Annotated in this window: 16 protein-coding genes; 11 read left to right on the top strand and 5 right to left on the bottom strand. The window is 68.7% G+C overall.

The window, feature by feature from the left end; all coding sequences use genetic code 11:
- Nucleotides 1-14: 14 nt before the first annotated feature.
- The gene (gene queG / locus HWX08_RS14590) at nt 15-1,250 is read right to left on the bottom strand and encodes a tRNA epoxyqueuosine(34) reductase QueG (RefSeq protein WP_174920615.1); all 1,236 of its coding nucleotides are present in this window, start codon (nt 1,248-1,250) and stop codon (nt 15-17) included.
- A gap of 17 nt (nt 1,251-1,267) precedes the next feature.
- Here queG and tsaE point away from each other — a divergent pair, with 17 nt between their 5' ends.
- Both tsaE and HWX08_RS14580 read left to right on the top strand, forming a co-directional pair.
- A complete protein-coding gene (gene tsaE / locus HWX08_RS14585; protein WP_069257423.1) occupies nt 1,268-1,822 on the top strand; it encodes a tRNA (adenosine(37)-N6)-threonylcarbamoyltransferase complex ATPase subunit type 1 TsaE in 555 nt (184 codons plus the stop codon).
- Nucleotides 1,804-3,333, top strand: coding sequence for an N-acetylmuramoyl-L-alanine amidase (locus HWX08_RS14580; protein WP_069257424.1), 1,530 nt, complete (start codon nt 1,804-1,806; stop codon nt 3,331-3,333). Before tsaE ends, HWX08_RS14580 begins: the two co-directional genes overlap by 19 nt.
- A gap of 49 nt (nt 3,334-3,382) precedes the next feature.
- Here the strand turns inward: HWX08_RS14580 and HWX08_RS14575 are convergent, their stop codons facing one another.
- Nucleotides 3,383-4,261 carry an EamA family transporter gene (locus HWX08_RS14575; RefSeq protein ID WP_174920626.1) on the bottom strand — a complete coding sequence of 293 codons (879 nt, stop codon included), beginning with the start codon at nt 4,259-4,261 and terminating at the stop codon, nt 3,383-3,385.
- A gap of 262 nt (nt 4,262-4,523) precedes the next feature.
- Between HWX08_RS14575 and HWX08_RS14570 the strand changes: the two genes are divergently transcribed.
- Together HWX08_RS14570 and trxA are read left to right on the top strand one after the other, a co-directional pair.
- The gene (locus HWX08_RS14570) at nt 4,524-5,405 is read left to right on the top strand and encodes a pirin family protein (protein WP_069257425.1); all 882 of its coding nucleotides are present in this window, start codon (nt 4,524-4,526) and stop codon (nt 5,403-5,405) included.
- Between the two features lie 52 nt (nt 5,406-5,457).
- Entirely contained in the window at nt 5,458-6,306 is an 849-nt protein-coding gene (gene trxA / locus HWX08_RS14565) for a thioredoxin (protein WP_069257426.1), read from the top strand.
- A gap of 113 nt (nt 6,307-6,419) precedes the next feature.
- Here the strand turns inward: trxA and tcdA are convergent, their stop codons facing one another.
- Entirely contained in the window at nt 6,420-7,277 is an 858-nt protein-coding gene (gene tcdA / locus HWX08_RS14560) for a tRNA cyclic N6-threonylcarbamoyladenosine(37) synthase TcdA (RefSeq protein ID WP_069257427.1), read from the bottom strand.
- A gap of 128 nt (nt 7,278-7,405) precedes the next feature.
- Here tcdA and pdxH point away from each other — a divergent pair, with 128 nt between their 5' ends.
- The 3 genes from pdxH to HWX08_RS14545 all read left to right on the top strand — a co-directional run bounded on the left by pdxH (nt 7,406) and on the right by HWX08_RS14545 (nt 10,696).
- Entirely contained in the window at nt 7,406-8,050 is a 645-nt protein-coding gene (gene pdxH / locus HWX08_RS14555; protein WP_107314185.1) for a pyridoxamine 5'-phosphate oxidase, read from the top strand.
- Between the two features lie 121 nt (nt 8,051-8,171).
- On the top strand, nt 8,172-9,392 hold the full coding sequence (locus HWX08_RS14550) for an SAM-dependent methyltransferase (protein ID WP_069257429.1): 1,221 nt from the start codon (nt 8,172-8,174) through the stop codon (nt 9,390-9,392).
- A gap of 23 nt (nt 9,393-9,415) precedes the next feature.
- Complete coding sequence (locus tag HWX08_RS14545; RefSeq protein ID WP_174920616.1) at nt 9,416-10,696, top strand: DUF72 domain-containing protein; 1,281 nt, start codon at nt 9,416-9,418, stop codon at nt 10,694-10,696.
- A gap of 24 nt (nt 10,697-10,720) precedes the next feature.
- On the opposite strand, the gene msrA is transcribed toward HWX08_RS14545, so the two are convergent.
- A complete protein-coding gene (msrA, locus tag HWX08_RS14540) occupies nt 10,721-11,281 on the bottom strand; it encodes a peptide-methionine (S)-S-oxide reductase MsrA (RefSeq protein ID WP_069257431.1) in 561 nt (186 codons plus the stop codon).
- 578 nt (nt 11,282-11,859) lie between these two features.
- Here msrA and HWX08_RS14535 point away from each other — a divergent pair.
- The 3 genes from HWX08_RS14535 to HWX08_RS14525 all read left to right on the top strand — a co-directional run bounded on the left by HWX08_RS14535 (nt 11,860) and on the right by HWX08_RS14525 (nt 14,756).
- Nucleotides 11,860-13,266, top strand: coding sequence for a selenium-binding family protein (locus tag HWX08_RS14535; protein WP_174920617.1), 1,407 nt, complete (start codon nt 11,860-11,862; stop codon nt 13,264-13,266).
- Nucleotides 13,263-13,928, top strand: coding sequence for a hypothetical protein (locus HWX08_RS14530; protein WP_107314188.1), 666 nt, complete (start codon nt 13,263-13,265; stop codon nt 13,926-13,928). Before HWX08_RS14535 ends, HWX08_RS14530 begins: the two co-directional genes overlap by 4 nt.
- Before the next feature lie 318 nt (nt 13,929-14,246).
- Nucleotides 14,247-14,756, top strand: a complete 510-nt coding sequence (locus HWX08_RS14525) for a flavin reductase family protein (protein WP_069258058.1) — start codon at nt 14,247-14,249, stop codon at nt 14,754-14,756.
- Here the strand turns inward: HWX08_RS14525 and HWX08_RS14520 are convergent.
- Nucleotides 14,743-15,243 carry an Lrp/AsnC family transcriptional regulator gene (locus HWX08_RS14520; RefSeq protein WP_006477992.1) on the bottom strand — a complete coding sequence of 167 codons (501 nt, stop codon included), beginning with the start codon at nt 15,241-15,243 and terminating at the stop codon, nt 14,743-14,745. The two genes, HWX08_RS14525 and HWX08_RS14520, sit on opposite strands and share 14 nt — an antisense overlap.
- 130 nt (nt 15,244-15,373) lie before the next feature.
- Between HWX08_RS14520 and kynB the strand changes: the two genes are divergently transcribed.
- On the top strand, nt 15,374-16,015 hold the full coding sequence (gene kynB / locus HWX08_RS14515) for an arylformamidase (RefSeq protein WP_069257434.1): 642 nt from the start codon (nt 15,374-15,376) through the stop codon (nt 16,013-16,015).
- Nucleotides 16,016-16,022: the final 7 nt, after the last annotated feature.

Genomic DNA, 16,022 nt, shown 5'->3' with positions numbered 1-16,022 from the left:
ACTGTACGCCGCCTTCATGCGGCACGCAGCGCCCATTCGACATGCTCGCGCACGACCGGCGACGGATCGTCGGCCCGCGCGCGCAACGCGGCGACGATCGCGTCGCGCGCCTGCGGCGCGAGCCGGTCGGGCCCCGCGCGCAGCGCATTGCCGAGCCCGACCGCGAGATTGCGCAGCCAGCTTTCGTAGCCGATGCGGCGGATCGCACTGCCCTGCATCCGCGTATCGAATGCGTGCGCATCCCACGCGAACAGCTCGACGAGCGTCGCGCGATCGAGGCCGTGGCGCACGTCGAAATCGGCGACGGGCGCGGCCTGCGCGAACTTGTTCCACGGGCACACGAGCTGGCAGTCGTCGCAGCCGTACACGCGATTGCCGATCATCGGCCGCAGCGGCTCGGGGATGCTGCCTTTCAGTTCGATCGTCAGGTACGAGATGCAGCGGCGCGCGTCGACGCGGTACGGTTCGACGATCGCGCCGGTCGGGCATGCGTCGATGCAGCGCGTGCAGCTGCCGCAGTGCGCGCCGGGCGTCTCGGGCGCGGTGTCGGGCGACGTGTGCGCATCGGTCGGCAGCGGCACGTCGACGTAGATCTCGCCGAGGAAGAACAGCGAACCCGCGTCGCGCTGCAGCAGCAGCGTGTGCTTGCCGCGCCAGCCGACGCCGGCCTTTTGCGCGAGCTCGACCTCGAGCACCGGCGCCGAATCGGTGAACACGCGATAGCCGAACGCGCCGATCTCCTGCTCGATGCGCTCGGCGAGCGTCTGCAGCCGGTTGCGCAGCACCTTGTGATAGTCGCGGCCGCGTGCGTAGATCGACACGACGGCCGCCTGCGGATCGTCGAGCCGGGCCCGTTCGCGCGCGCGCCAGTCGTGCGGCGCGAGCGCACCGGGCGCGCCGCCGCGCGCGTCGGCAGCGAGCGTTTCGGCCGGCAGATAGGCGAGCCGCGCTGAGATCACGCGTCGCGTACCGGCCACAAGTTCGGCCGGCCGCGCGCGTTTCATCCCATGTTTGGCCATATAATCCATTTCGCCGTGGTATCCGGCTTCCAGCCAGGCGGCGAGGCCTGCTTCGGCATCCGAGAGATCGGTATCGCTGATGCCGATCGCCCCGAAACCCAATTCATGCCCCCACGCCCTGATGCGTGCGGCGAGCGCAGTCAACGCCGCATCGTCGAGCGCACACGGTGCCGCGCCTTCGGCACGAGTCGAAGGCCTGTCGGATGCGGCGAGTTCCGGTAATCGGTTCATCGCACTATTTTACGAGAATGCCAGCCACGTCCAGCCAACCGCCTCACGCCGCCACGTTGCCCGCCCCGCTCGAGCAGCGCGTGATCGCGCTCGCGGACGAAGCGGCGACCGAGGCCTTCGGCACCCGCTTCGCGCACGCGCTCGACGAGGCGCGCATCGCGCTCACCCGCGCGCACGCGTTCGACGGGCTGCAGATCCAGCTGGTCGGCGATCTCGGCGCGGGCAAGACGTCCGTCGTCCGGGCGATCCTGCGCGGCCTCGGCCACACGGGGCGCGTGCGCAGTCCGACCTACACGCTCGTCGAGCCGTACGCGCTCGAGCGCGACGATGGGGAACTCGAGGTCTATCACTTCGATCTGTATCGTTTCAACGATCCGGCCGAATGGTCCGACGCAGGCTTTCGCGAATATTTCAATTCCAGCGCGATCTGTCTCGTCGAATGGCCGCAACAGGCGGGCATGCTGCTCGGCGTACCCGATCTGGTTTTCTCGCTCGACGTGGATGGCGACGGCCGCGCCCTCACCGTCCGGGCGTACAGCGCTTCAGGAAAGGCATGTCTCGAAAGATGTTGATCAAACCGTTCCGCTCGATCGAATCGGCGGCCACCGCGACGCACAACTGGCGGCGCCGCCAGATCCTGTGCGCGGGCGCGTCGACGCTGGTGCTCGGCCTCGTCGCGCCGCGGCTCGCGCACGCATCGTCGGTGCTCGGCGTGCGCGTGTGGCCCGCCCGCGATTACACGCGCGTCACGATCGAATCCGACCAGCCGCTGCAGAATAGCCAACAGCTGCTGCAGGGTCCCGACCGTCTCGTCGTCGACCTGAGCGGCCTCGATCTCGACCAGGCGCTGCGCGACCTCGTGTCGAAGATCGCGCCGAACGATCCGCAGATCCAGTCGGTGCGCGTCGGCCAGTATCAGCCGCACGTCGTGCGGATGGTGTTCGACCTGAAAGGCTCGGTGAAGCCGCAGGTGTTCACGCTGCCGCCGGTCGGCACCTACAAGTACCGGCTCGTGTTCGACCTGTATCCGGCCGTCGCGCCCGATCCGCTGTCCGACCTGATCGCGCAGACGGAGCGCAAGGAGCAGGCGCTCAACGACAGCGCGCGCGCGCAGCAGATGCAGCCGCCGTCGACGCTGGCCGGCCCCGGCACGCCGCCGCCCGCCGCGAACGACAACAGCGACGCGTTCTTCCAGCGCTTCGCGCAGAACACCCCGGCCACGCCGCACACGCCGCCGTCCGGCGGCACGCCGTCGACGCCCGCGAAGCCGGCCGTCAAGCCGCCGCCCGTCATCGCGCGCCGCGACGACAGCGACGACGACGAAGGCGACACCTACAAGTTCACCGCCCCGAAATCCGGCAAGGGCGGCACGGTCCGCCTGCTGACGGTGGCGATCGATCCGGGCCACGGCGGCGAGGATCCGGGCGCGATCGGCGGCGGCGGCACCTACGAGAAGCACATCGCGCTCGACATCGCGAAGAAGCTGCGCGCGAAGATCGACGGCGCGCCGAACATGCGCGCGATGATGACGCGCGACGCCGACTTCTTCGTGCCGCTGAACGTGCGCGTGCAGAAGGCGCGCCGCGTGGGCGCCGATCTGTTCGTGTCGATCCACGCAGACGCGTTCACGACGCCGTCCGCACGCGGCTCGTCGGTGTTCGCGCTGTCCGATCACGGCGCGTCGAGCGCCGCCGCGCGCTGGCTCGCGAACAAGGAGAATTCGTCGGACCTGATCGGCGGCATCAACATCAAGACGCAGGACGCGGCCGTGAGCCGCGCGCTGTTCGACATGTCGACGACCGCGCAGATCCGCGATTCGCTGCGCTACGGCAACTACGTGCTGAAGGAAGTGGGCGGCATCAACAAGCTGCACAAGGGCTCGGTCGAGCAGGCCGGGTTCGCGGTGCTGAAGGCGCCGGACATTCCGTCGATCCTCGTCGAGACGGCCTTCATCAGCAACCCGGACGAAGAAAGACGGCTGAACGACGACAGCTATCGCGACCAGATGGCCGACGCGATCTTTCGCGGCATCAAGCGCTATTTCGCCGCGAATCCGCCGCTCGCGAAGAACCGGATGGCCTGACGGCCGTACCCGGGCGCCCCGCCGCCGGCACGCAGCGCGTGCCGGCGCGTCACGATGCCGCGAAGCGGCTCAGCAGTTTCCCGCCGAACACGTTCACCGCGAGCCCGCCCATCACGAGCGCGGTGCCGATCAATTGCAGGTGCGTCAGGTGCTCGTCGAGCAGCAACGCCGACGATGCGAGGCCGACGATCGGCACCAGCAGCGAGAACTGAGCGACCTGCGCGGCCGGATAGCGCGACAGCAGGCGGCTCCACAGCCCGTAGCCGACGAGCGTCGCGACGAACGCGAGATAGACGACCGCGAAGATCGACGCGCCGTTCAATCCCGCGAGCGCGGTCGCGATCCGCTGCGGCCCTTCGAACCACAACGACAGCAGGAAGAACGGCACCGGCGGCACGAGGCTCGCCCACACGACGAGCGACACGAGGTTCGCCTTGCCGACCTTCTTCGTGACGATGTTGCCGAACGCCCACATCGCGGCCGAGCAGATCGTCAGCAGGAAGCCCGCGAGCGTCATCGCGCGGCCGCCCTGCGCGGCGATCACGACGAGCCCGCCCGCGGCGATCGCGAGCCCGAGCAGGTTCTGCACGCGCAGCCGCTCGCCGAGGAACAGCATCGCGAACACGAGCGTGAAGAACGCCTGCGACTGCAGCACGAGCGACGCGAGACCGGCCGGCATCCCGACGTACATGCCGGTGAACAGGAACGCGAACTGGCCGAGCTGGATCGTCGCGCCGTACAGCACCAGCAGGCGCCACGGAATCTGCGGCCGGCGCACGAAGAACACCGCGGGCACGGCGGCAACCGTGAAGCGCAGCGCACCGAGCAGCATCGGCGGCATGCCGTGCAGGCCGACCTTGATCACGACGAAGTTCACGCCCCACGCCAGGATCACGACCAGCGCCAGCAGCAAGTCCTTCGGGGCCATCATCGGCGTCTCCTCGATTGTCGAATCGTTGTGCAAGATGCGCTCGCGCGCTGTCGCGTCGCGCCGGGCTCCCCGAGGCGGCCCTCCCCGACGGGGCGGCCTTCGGCTTCGGGACGCAAAACCCGCGCCAGCCCGGCGGCGTCCAGCGAAGCCCGTCAGTCTACCGGGTTTCGGCACCCGGCCCGATACCCGCGCGGCGCGCATGGAATCGGCGGCCGGCCAGTACAATGACCGGCATCCCCCGCCGCCTACAGGTTCCGCCATGACCGATTCGATCAAAGCCCTGCTGAAGCCGCACGTACGCGACATCGGCAACCTGCAGGTGCGCCGCACGCTGCCGGCGCTCGCCGCCCGCCTCGTCGGCCCGTTCATCTTCTTCGATCACATGGGGCCCGCCACGCTGCCGCCCGGCACGGGGCTCGACGTGCGCCCGCATCCGCATATCGGCCTCGCCACGGTCACCTACCTGTTCGACGGCGCGATCCTGCACCGCGACAGCCTCGGCTCGCGGCAGGAGATCGTGCCGGGCGACGTGAACTGGATGACGGCCGGCCGCGGGATCGTCCATTCCGAACGCACGCCCGACGCGCAGCGCGAGAACGGCCACACCGTGCACGGCATCCAGACCTGGGTCGCGCTGCCGCGCGCGCACGAGACGACCGAGCCGTCGTTCGAGCACCATGCGGCCGATACGCTGCCCAAGCGCACGGACGACGGCGTGTCGCTGACGGTGATCGCCGGCGATGCGTTCGGGCTGCGCTCGCCGGTCACGACGTTCTCGCGCACGCTGTACGTCGCGGCCGAATTCGCGGCCGGCGGCCGTCTCGAACTCGACGCGTCGCACGAGGAACGCGCGGTCTACGTGGTCGACGGCGCGCTCGCGATCGACGGCACGCCGGTGCCGGCCGAACAGATGGCCGTGCTCGCGCCCGGCGCGGCCGTCACGCTGACGAGCGGCAGCGGCGCGCGCGCGATGCTGCTCGGCGGCGACAGGATCGATGGCGAGCGCTTCATCGAGTGGAATTTCGTCGCCAGCAGCCGCGACGCGATCGAGCGCGCGAAAGCAGCATGGACGCGCCAGGAAATGGGCAAGGTACCGGGCGAGACCGAGTGGATTCCGCTGCCGGAATCGAAGCCGCGTTGAAAAAGAGGCGCGCCGCCCCCATCCTGACGACATTCGAACCGAAGAGAACGACATGGACACCACGCTTGCCACATTCGAGAAAGACGTGATCGAGGCGTCGCTGGACGCTCCCGTGCTGGTCGACTTCTGGGCGCCGTGGTGCGGCCCCTGCAAGACGCTCGGCCCGCTGCTGGAAAAGCTCGAAGCCGACTACGCAGGCCGCTGGAAGCTCGTGAAGGTCAACGTCGACGAGAACCAGGAACTCGCCGCGCATTTCCAGACGCGCAGCATCCCGCACGTGATCGCGTTCGCCGACGGGCGCCCCGTCGACCAGTTCGTCGGCGTGCTGCCCGAAGGCCAGTTGCGCGCGTTCCTCGACCGGCTGCTGCCGGCGCCCGAGGAAGCCGAGCGGCGTGCCGCGCAAGTCGCGATGGCCGAGCAGCGCTTCGACGACGCGCTCACGCATCTCGAGGCGGCACTCGCGCTGAACCCCGGCTTCGACGACGCCCGCCTCGACCTGATCGAACTGCTGCTCGCGAGCAACCAGGTCGACGCCGCACGCGCGGAGACCGAACGCCTGTCGCCGCAAACCGTGCAGAGCGGTGACCCGCGCTACCAGGCGATCAAGACCCGTTTCGACGCACTCGAAGCCACGGCCGACCTGCCGCCGACCGATGCGCTCGAAGCACGCATCGCGGCCAACCCGGCCGATCTCGACGCGCGTTTCGATCTGGCGCAGAGCCTGATCGCGCGGCGTGCATATGAAGGGGCGCTGGAGCAGTTGCTGGAAATCGTCACGCGCGATCGCGCGTACGGCGACGATCTCGGCCGTCGCACGATGCTCTCGGTGTTCGAGCTGGCCGGCGATCGACCGGACCTCGTCGCCGGATGGCGACGCAAGCTGAGCATGGCGCTCAACTGAACTGACGCGGGGCCGGCCGGGCCGCAATGGCCCGGCTGCGGGATCGCCCGGCATGCGATACGGCGGCGCGCGTCACGCGCCGCGGCATCGGGCAACGCTCGTGCGTACCGCGCTCAGCCCGCGGCCTGCGCGGCGATCGCGCGCAGCGCATGGGCGGCGGCCGCGAAGCCGAAGCTCGCGGTCACGCACACGCTCGAACCGAAGCCCGCGCAGTTGAGCCCGGCGACGTGCGCGGCCGCGGACGGCTCGGCGCCGTCCTCGATATCGCACGCGGCGGCTTCCGGATAGATCAACGGCTCGTCCGAATACACGGCGCTGACCTTGAAACGCGCCTTCGGCCCGCGTGGAAAACCGTGCTGCTTGCGCAGCTGCGCGCGCACCTTCGACAGCAGCGGGTCCTGGATCGTCAGCGCGAGATCGTCGATGCGGATCCGCGTCGGGTCGAGCTGGCCGCCCGCGCCGCCGACCACGACGAGCGGCTGGCGCTTCGCGACGCACCACGCGATCAGCGCGACCTTCGTGCGCACGCTGTCGATCGCATCGATCACGTAGTCGAAACCGCCGCCGAGCAGCGCGTCGAAGTTGTCGGGCTCGACGAAATCCTCGACCCGGTTCACGCGGCACGCGGGATCGATCAGCGCGATCCGCTCGGCCATCGCATCGACCTTCGGCTTGCCGAAATTGCCGTCGAGCGCGTGGATCTGCCGGTTCGTATTGCTTTCCGCAACGTTGTCGAGATCGATCAGCGTCAGCGTGCCGACTGCGTTGCGCGCGAGCGCCTCGGCCACCCACGACCCGACGCCGCCGATCCCGATCACCGCAATGTGCGCGCGCTCGAACGCGGCGGCGGCCGGCGCGCCGTACAGCCGCGCGACGCCGCCGAAACGCCGCGCGCGATCCACGTCAAGCCGGATTTCCGGGGTCGGGGTAAGATCAGAGGAACTGAGTGGGGCGGTGTCGGCAGCGGCCATGGCAGCAAGGAAAACGTAAGTCGTGCAGCCCTCTATTCTGCCTGAACTCCCCGCTCGCACGCGCCACTGTGCACGCACGTTTCTCGCGCGTTCGCTACAATGGTTCCCGATTGAAGCGTTTGCATAACATGACGACTCTCGCCGATCTCCGCATCAATTACTCACGTGCTTCGCTCGACGAAGCCGATGCCGCCCCCGACCCGTTCGTCCAGTTCGACCGCTGGTTCAAGGAGGCGCTCGCCGCCAAGCTGCCCGAGCCGAACACGATGACGCTCGCGACCGTCGGCGCCGACGGCCGGCCGTCGGCACGCATCGTGCTCGTCAAGGGCGTCGACGAACGCGGGTTCGTCTTCTTCACCAATTACGAAAGCCGCAAGGGGCGCGATCTTGCCGCGCACCCGCAGGCCGCGTTGCTGTTCTACTGGATCGAGCTCGAGCGCCAGGTGCGCATCGAAGGCCGGATCGAGAAAACCAGCGCCGAGGAAAGCGACCGCTATTTCGCGTCGCGCCCGCTCGGCTCGCGCATCGGCGCATGGGCGTCCGAGCAGAGCGCCGTGATCGACAGCCGCGCCACGCTCGAAGCGCAGGAAAAGGCCGTCAGCGAACGCTACGGCGACGACCCGCCGCGCCCGCCGCACTGGGGCGGCTACCGCGTCGTGCCCGATTCGATCGAGTTCTGGCAGGGCCGCCCGTCGCGGCTGCACGACCGCCTGCTCTACACGCGTGACGCCGCGGCGGCGTCGGGCTGGTCGATCTCGCGCCTGTCGCCGTAAGCGCGGCGCCGGCGCACGCCGGTCGTGTCTCGTGTTGCATCCGGGCGCCCGCTTCGCAAGCGGCGGGCGCCGGTCAAGATACTTGGCTGTATTCGATTCAACGAACAAACGGAGAATCCAAATGTTCTGGGAAAAGAAGCTGGCACAGTGGGCGGACGAGGTACGGGCCAAAGCGAACATACCGGCGCGCCTCGTGCTGTGGAACGGCGACCAACTCGATTTCGGCACCTTCAGCGCGCCGCAGGTCACGCTGAAAGTGAACAGCGCGTCCGCGTTGCCGCTGCTGCTCGAACCGAGCCTCGACAATCTCGGCGAGGCGTACGTGAAGGGCAAGATCGACATCGAAGGCAAACTGTCGGACATCATCAACATCGGCTACTCGCTCGCGCGCAGCACGGTCACGAGCGCGAGCAAGCTGGCGCGCGTGAAACGCTACTTCAATCACACGAAGAGCACCGACAAGAAGGCGATCCAGTATCACTACGACGTCTCGAACGAGTTCTACCAGCTGTGGCTCGACGAGAACATGGTGTACTCGTGCGCGTATTTCGAGAACGGCGACGAGGATCTCGCCACCGCGCAGATCAAGAAGATCGACCACATCCTGACGAAGATCCGGCTCGAGCCCGGCCAGCGCCTGCTCGACATCGGCTGCGGCTGGGGCGCGCTCGTGCTGCGCGCCGCGCAGAAGTTCGGCGCGCAGTGCCTGGGCGTCACGCTGTCGCAGAACCAGTTCGACCTCGCGACCGCGCGCGTGAAAGCCGCCGGGCTCGAGGACCGGATCGAGATCCGGCTGCAGGACTATCGCGAGATCGACGGCCAGTTCGACCGCATCACGAGCGTCGGGATGTTCGAGCACGTCGGGCGCAAGAACCTGCCGCTCTATTTCTCGCGCATCCACGACCTCCTCACCGACGACGGCATCGCGATGAACCACGGGATCACTTCGACCGATGCGGAAAGCGGCGAGACGGCGCTCGGCGGCGGCGAGTTCATCGACCGCTACGTGTTCCCGGACGGCGAGCTGCCGCACATCAGCCTCGCGCTGGAAGCCGCGCAGCGCGGCGGACTCGAAGCGATTGACGTCGAAAGCCTGCGGCGGCACTATGCGCGCACGCTCGACATCTGGACGGAAAACTTCGAAGCGAAGGCCGACGCCGCGCGACAACTCGTCGACGATGAAAAATTCCGCATCTGGCGCGTGTATCTCGCCGGCTGCGCGTATGCGTTCGAGCACGACGACGTGTCGATCTTCCAGATCGTGTGCCGCAAGGCCGGGCAGAGCGCGAAATCGCTGCCGTGGTCGCGGCGCTATATGTACGAACACACGCTGCCGCGCTAGGCAGCGCTTCACGCTGGGCATGCATGGGTGACGGCAGCACGCGGCGCAAGGCGCCGCCGGAACGACAGCACGACGACGACGCGCCGCACGCCGACGGGCAATTCGACCTGTTCGGCGTGCCGGCCGATGCCGCACGCACGTCGCCCGACGACGGCCCGCCTGCCGATAGCGGCGACGCGGTGATACCGGATACGCGCGACGGCGCGCCACCGGCACCGCGCGCCCGCTCGCGTTCTTCCGACGAAACACCGGCCGCCGCGTCCGGGCTGCTGTGGGACGAACCGCCGCCGCCCGCCGAGCCGCCGAAGAAAGGCCGGCGCCGGCGCGGCGTGCTGCCCGCACCGATCGCGCCCGACGTGGCCGATGCAGCGGCCGCACTGCCGCCGAACGTCCGGCTCGGCACGTCGTCGTGGTATTTCCCCGGCTGGGACGGCATCGTCTACGACGGCGACTTCGCGCAGACGAAACTCTCGCGCGAAGGGCTCGAAGCGTATGGCGCGCATCCGCTGCTGAAGAGCGTGAGCCTCGACCGGTCGTTCTACGGCCCGCTGTCGGTGGCCGACTACCTGCGCTACGCGCAGCAGGTCCCCGACGATTTCCGCTTCGTCGTGAAGGCGCCGGCCGCCGTGACCGACGCGGTCATCCGCGGCCGGCGCGGCGAACCGTCGGGGCCGAATCCGACCTTCCTCGACGCGGATCTCGCCACCCGCGAATTCGTGCAGCCGTGCGTCGAAGGGCTCGGCCGGAAAGCCGGCGTGCTCGTGTTCCAGTTCTCGCCGCTGCCCGATCAACTGCTCGCGCAACCGGCCGCACTGATCGACCGGCTCGCCGCGTTCTTCGCGGCGCTGCCGCCGTTGCCGCCGGAAGCCGACGGCCCCCGCTATGCGATCGAGATTCGCGACGCGAGCCTGCTCACGCCGCGCTTCATCCGCGCGCTCGCCGCACTCGGCGTGCGCTACTGCGTCGGCCTGCATGCGCGGATGCCCGACCCGCTGCGCCAGGCCGCCGCGCTCGCGCTGCTCGACGGCGACGCGCCGGGCCCGCTGATCGTGCGCTGGAGCCTGCACGGCGGGTTCAAGTATGAGCAGGCGAAAGCGAAATACGAGCCGTTCGACAAGCTCGTCGACGAGGATCCCGCCACGCGCTCGGCGCTCGCCGAACTGGCCGCGCGCTATGCGCTGGCCGGGCAGCCGGTGATCATCACGATCAACAACAAGGCGGAAGGCTCCGCGCCGCTGTCGTGCATCGCGCTCGCGCGCGAAATCGCCGCCGTGTGCGCGCAGTGGCGCAACGAGGCGGCGTAACGCGCGGTGCGGCCGGTCAGGCGCTCACGCGCCGCGCAGCGACTTCAGCCGGTGCGAGAACTTCTGGCGGAATTTCGCGAGCTTCGGCCCGATCACGACCGAGCAATAGCCCTGCCCCGGGTTGCGCGCGTAATAGTTCTGATGATAGTCCTCGGCCGGCCAGTAGTTGTCGTCGAGCGGCACGACCTGCGTGACGATCGGCTGCCCGAACACCTGCTCGCGCTCCAGCTCGCGGATCACGTCGAGCGCCGTGTCGCGCTGCGCGTCCGAGTGCGTGAACACGACCGAACGGTATTGCGTGCCGACGTCGTTGCCCTGCCGGTTCAACTGGGTCGGATCGTGCGTCGCGAAGAAGATCTCGAGGATCTCGCGATAGCCGATGCGCGCCGGATCGAACGTCACGTTGACGACTTCCGCGTGACCCGTGTCGCCTTCGCAGATGTCGCGATAGCCGGGATTGCGCATATGGCCGCCCGCGTAGCCCGACTGGACGGCCGTCACGCCGTCGACGTCGAGAAACACCGCCTCCGTGCACCAGAAACACCCGCCTCCCAACGTCGCGGTTTCAAGCATCTCGTTCACCATGAATTCAGTCCCTCGTTGATGTCGACTGCCGGCACGCATGCGCCGGCGCCACCCTTGCGTCTCGCCGCGGGCGACCCCGGAACGGGCCGCAACGGCACGTCGGCAAGTATCTCACTCGCGCGCGAACCTGACAGCTTGTACAGGCGCCGCGCGCGACCGGCCGCCGCTTTCTCGTCTACACTTAGGCACGCATGAGCACGGCGGTGAACCCGCCGTCTCGCGCAACGCGCCCGCTGCATGCCCGCCCCTGAAGCAAGCACTCTCTGCCGGAGCATCGATATGCACGCCTTAACATACTGCATCCGCCTGACCCGCGCTGCAGCCGCTGCATCGCGGGCCGCCGCTTCGATCGCGCCACCTCGCCGCCGTGCATCCGTCGCCCCCCGCGCGACGATCCGGCGCATCGCGTTCAACCGTTTTCACGATCCGATGCACGGCGCCGCACGCGTTGCCGACGCGTGCGTCCGCGTGCCGATCGCACCCGCCGGCGTACAGTGCGCCGCGCGGCAACCACGGACGGTACGCCCGCACCGAGCGGCCGTGCGACCCCGATCCGACACCATCGAGAGGGCATCACCATGAGCATGCGGCCTGACCCGACGTTTCACGCTTCGCCCGAGCTTGCGATGCAGGCGCCGGCGGAGGAATTTGCCTATACGTTGTTGCTGAGCCCCGATTTTTCCAGACCCGACGCGCTCGCCGTGATCGACGTGAAGCCCGGCTCGCCGACCTACGGAAAAATCGTGCATACGGTGACGATGCCGAACGCCGGCGACGAGTTTCATCACTTCGGCTGGAATGCGTGCTCGTCGTCGCTGTCGCCGCTGACCGGCCATGCGTTCCTCGAACGCCGCTTCCTCATCATTCCCGGCCTGCGCTCGTCGCGCATCTACGTGATCGACACGAAGCCGCATCCGACGCAGGCACGCATCCACAAGATCGTCGAGCCCGACGAGATCTTCGCGAAGACCGGCTATTCGCGGCCGCACACCGTGCATTGCGGGCCCGAGGGCATCTACGTGAGCACGCTCGGCGGCGCGGGCAAGGACGGCACCGACGGCGCGCCCGGCATCTTCATCATGGATTGCGAGACCTTCGACGTGCTCGGCCGCTGGGAGATCGACCGCGGCCCGCAGGACAAGCATTACGACTTCTGGTGGAACCTGCCGCGCGACTACATGGTGTCGAGCGAATGGGCGCTGCCGCCGCAATTCGAGAACGGCATCGTGCCCGAGGACCTGCTCGCGAACAAATACGGGCACCGGCTGCATTTCTGGGATTTGCGCGCGCGGCGCAACGTGCAGACGATCGACCTCGGCGCGCAGCACCAGATGGCGCTCGAAGTGCGCCCCGCGCACGATCCGGTGCGCGAATACGGGTTCGTCGGCGTCGTGGTCGATACGACCAATCTCGAAGGCTCGATCTGGACCTGGTGGCGCGAAGACGGCCGGTTCCATGTGAAGAAAACCGCGACGATCCCGGCCGAGCCGGCCACGGCCGACGAGCTGCCGCCGCTGCTCCAGGGATTCGGCGCGGTACCGCCGCTCGTGACCGACATCGACCTGTCGCTCGACGACCGCTTCCTGTACGTGTCGTGCTGGGGCACGGGCGAAATGCGCCAGTACGACGTGTCCGACCCGCACAACCCGGTACTCGCGGGATCGGTGCGCATCGGCGGCATCGCGCGCCGGACGCCGCACTCGAACGGCCGCCCGTTCGCAGGCGGCCCGCAGATGGTCGAGATCAGCCGCGACGGCAAGCGCGTGTACTGGACCAACTCGCTGTATTCCACGTGGGACGACCAGTTCTATCCGGACGGCGTGCCGGCCGCGCAGGTGCTCGCGCACGTGGGGCCGGAGGGCGGGCTGACGCTCGCCGACGATTACTGGGTCGAGTTTCCCGACGGCTATCGCGCGCACCAGATCCGGCTCGAAGGCGGCGACTGCTCGACCGACTCGTTCTGCTATCCGTCGGTCAAGCGGTGAACACCGGCCTTCATGCCCAGGTCGCGCTGTGGGCGGCCGTACTCGCGAGCGGCGTGTATCACGGGCTCAACCCCGCGATGGGCTGGCCGCTCGCGGTGTCGAACGCATTGATGACGCGCCGCGGCGGCGCGCTCGTCGCGGCGCTCGGCTATCTCGCGCTCGGCCATGCGCTCGCGGTGTTCACGGTGATGCTGCCGTTCGGGCTGCTCGCCGCGCTGCTCGCGTGGCAGACGGCGATCCGGATCGGCGCGAGCGCGCTCGTGATCGGCTTCGGCGCCGTGCTGCTGATCCGGCGCCGGCATCCGCGTGCGCTCGCGCGCATTCCGCCCGCGCGGCTCGGCCTGTGGTCGTTCGCGGTCGCGATCGCGCATGGCGCGGGGCTGATGCTGGTGCCGATCTACCTGGGGCTCTGCGGGCTCGACCGTGATGCCGGCCATCGCGCGGCGGCTGCGCTCGTCGATACGCACCTCGGGATGGCGCTCGTCGTCGCGGCCGTGCATGCGGTTGCGATGATTGGCGCCGGCGGCGGGCTCGCGTGGCTCGTCTATCGCTATCTCGGGCTGAAGTTCGTCGCGCGGAGCTGGTTCAATCTCGACGCGGTGTGGGCATCGAGCCTGATCGTGACGGGTGCGCTGTCGCTCGGACTGGCGGCGGCGCGATAGCGCGGGGGATCGTCGGCAGATGCGGCGCGGCGGCGCCGGACGAAGCGGCGGCGGCGCACGAAATGGGTGGCGGACGCGTGGCGGAACGGCCCTGCCGGCGGCGTCTACGCGACGCACCCGGCCCCGCGCGACAGTGTTCGCTACCTCACCTTGCCCCCGCGATGCGCCGTCCGGCCGGGCCCGGCGGCGCCGATTCCGCTAAAATCGGGCCATGCGCATCCCTTCTCCTTCGACCGCCTTGTCGCCTTTCGTCCGCCGTGCCCGCTCCACCCGCGTCGCGCCGCGTCCGCCCGTCTCGTTCCGGATGGCCGCGCGATGATGAGCCACGCCAATCCGCCGGATTTCGACTCGGCCGCCTTCCGGCAGGCGCTCGGCCAGTTCGCGACGGGCGTGACGGTGATCACGACGCGCGCGCCGTCCGGCCAGCTGATCGGCATCACGGCCAGCTCGTTCAACTCGGTTTCGCTCGATCCGCCGCTCGTGCTGTGGAGCCTCGCGCACAAATCGGCGTCGACGCCGGTGTTCCGCGGCAACAGCCATTACGTGGTGAACGTGCTCGCGGCATCGCAGCTCGACCTGTGCAAGCGCTTCTCGACCTACAAGGGCGACCGCTTCGAGGGGATCGCGCATGCGGCCGGCAACTCGGGGATGCCCGTGCTCGACGGCGCGCTCGCGTGGTTCGAATGCCACAACCGCAGCCGCTACGACGAGGGCGACCACGTGATCTTCGTCGGTGAAGTGGAGCGCTGCGGCGTGCGCGCGGTATCGGACACGACACCGCCGCTCGTGTTCCACGGCGGCGGCTTCCACGGCCTCACACCGCTTTGATCGCCCCCGTGCGCGCCAGCCCGACCGGCGCGCCGGCTTCGTCCTTCAGCGTCTGCAGCACGATGTTCGAACGGATGTCCATCACGCCCGGCGCCTTGTAGAGCCGGTTCAGCACGAAATCCGAATAGTGCTTGAGGTTGTGCGCGAGCACGCGCAGCAGATAGTGGCTCTCGCCCGTCACGACGAACGCGCCGACCACCTCCGGCCATTCGCGCAGCGCTTCCGCGAAACGCTCGTGCCATTGATTCTCTTCGTTGCGCATCGATACCTGCACGAACGCCTCGAGCTCGAAACCGAGCTTCTCGCGGCTCAGGCACGCGCGATAGTGCTCGATCACGCCCTGCTCTTCGAGCAGGCGCATGCGGCGCAGGCAGGCGGATGGCGAAAGCGAAATGCGTTCCGCCAGGTCGAGATTGCTGATTCTGCCCTCTTCCTGCAGGACCGCCAGAATCCGGCAGTCGGTGGCATCGAGCGTGATCGCGTGCATTTTTGGTCCCCGTTTTCCCTCTGAGTCGAATTATCTGCCAATCCGGCGGATTGTCCATGTTTATTTCGCAAGCACTTTCTGCGAGCGTCCACCTATCATTCGAAGGATCGAGTCACCGAATCGTCATGCCATGGACACCCTCTGGGACATCTCGCCGCCCGTGAGCCCTGCCACCCCCGTGTGGCCGGGCGATACGCCGGTTTCCGTCGAACGCGTGTGGCGGATGGAGGCCGGCTCGCCGGTCAACGTCGCGCGCCTGACGCTGTCGCCGCACACGGGCGCGCACTGCGACGCGCCGCTGCACTACGACGCCGACGGCGCGCCGATCGGCGCCGTGCCGCTCGACACCTATCTCGGCCCGTGCCGCGTGATCCATTGCATCGGCGCGTCGCCGGTCGTGCAGCCGGCCGATGTCGCGCACGCACTCGACGGCGTGCCGCCGCGCGTGCTGCTGCGCACCTGTGCGCGCGCCAGCGTCGAGCAGTGGGACAGCAATTTCTGCGCGGTCGCGCCCGAAACGGTCGACCTGCTCGCCGCGCACGGCGTGACGCTGATCGGCATCGATACGCCGTCGCTCGACCCGCAGGAATCGAAGACGATGGATGCGCATCACCGCGTGCGCGCCCACCGGATGGCGATCCTCGAAGGCATCGTGCTCGACGACGTGCCGCCCGGCGACTACGAACTGATCGCACTGCCGCTGAAGTTCGCGACGCTCGACGCGAGCCCCGTGCGCGCCGTGCTGCGCGCGCTGCCCGCGCGTGCCGCCTGATTACCCC

Origin of the sequence: Burkholderia metallica (assembly GCF_902832845.1) — a bacterium.
GTDB classification, from domain to species: Bacteria; Pseudomonadota; Gammaproteobacteria; order Burkholderiales; family Burkholderiaceae; genus Burkholderia; species Burkholderia metallica.
Note: the sequence above shows the minus strand (reverse complement) of the source record. Positions and strands in the feature narration are given on the sequence as shown.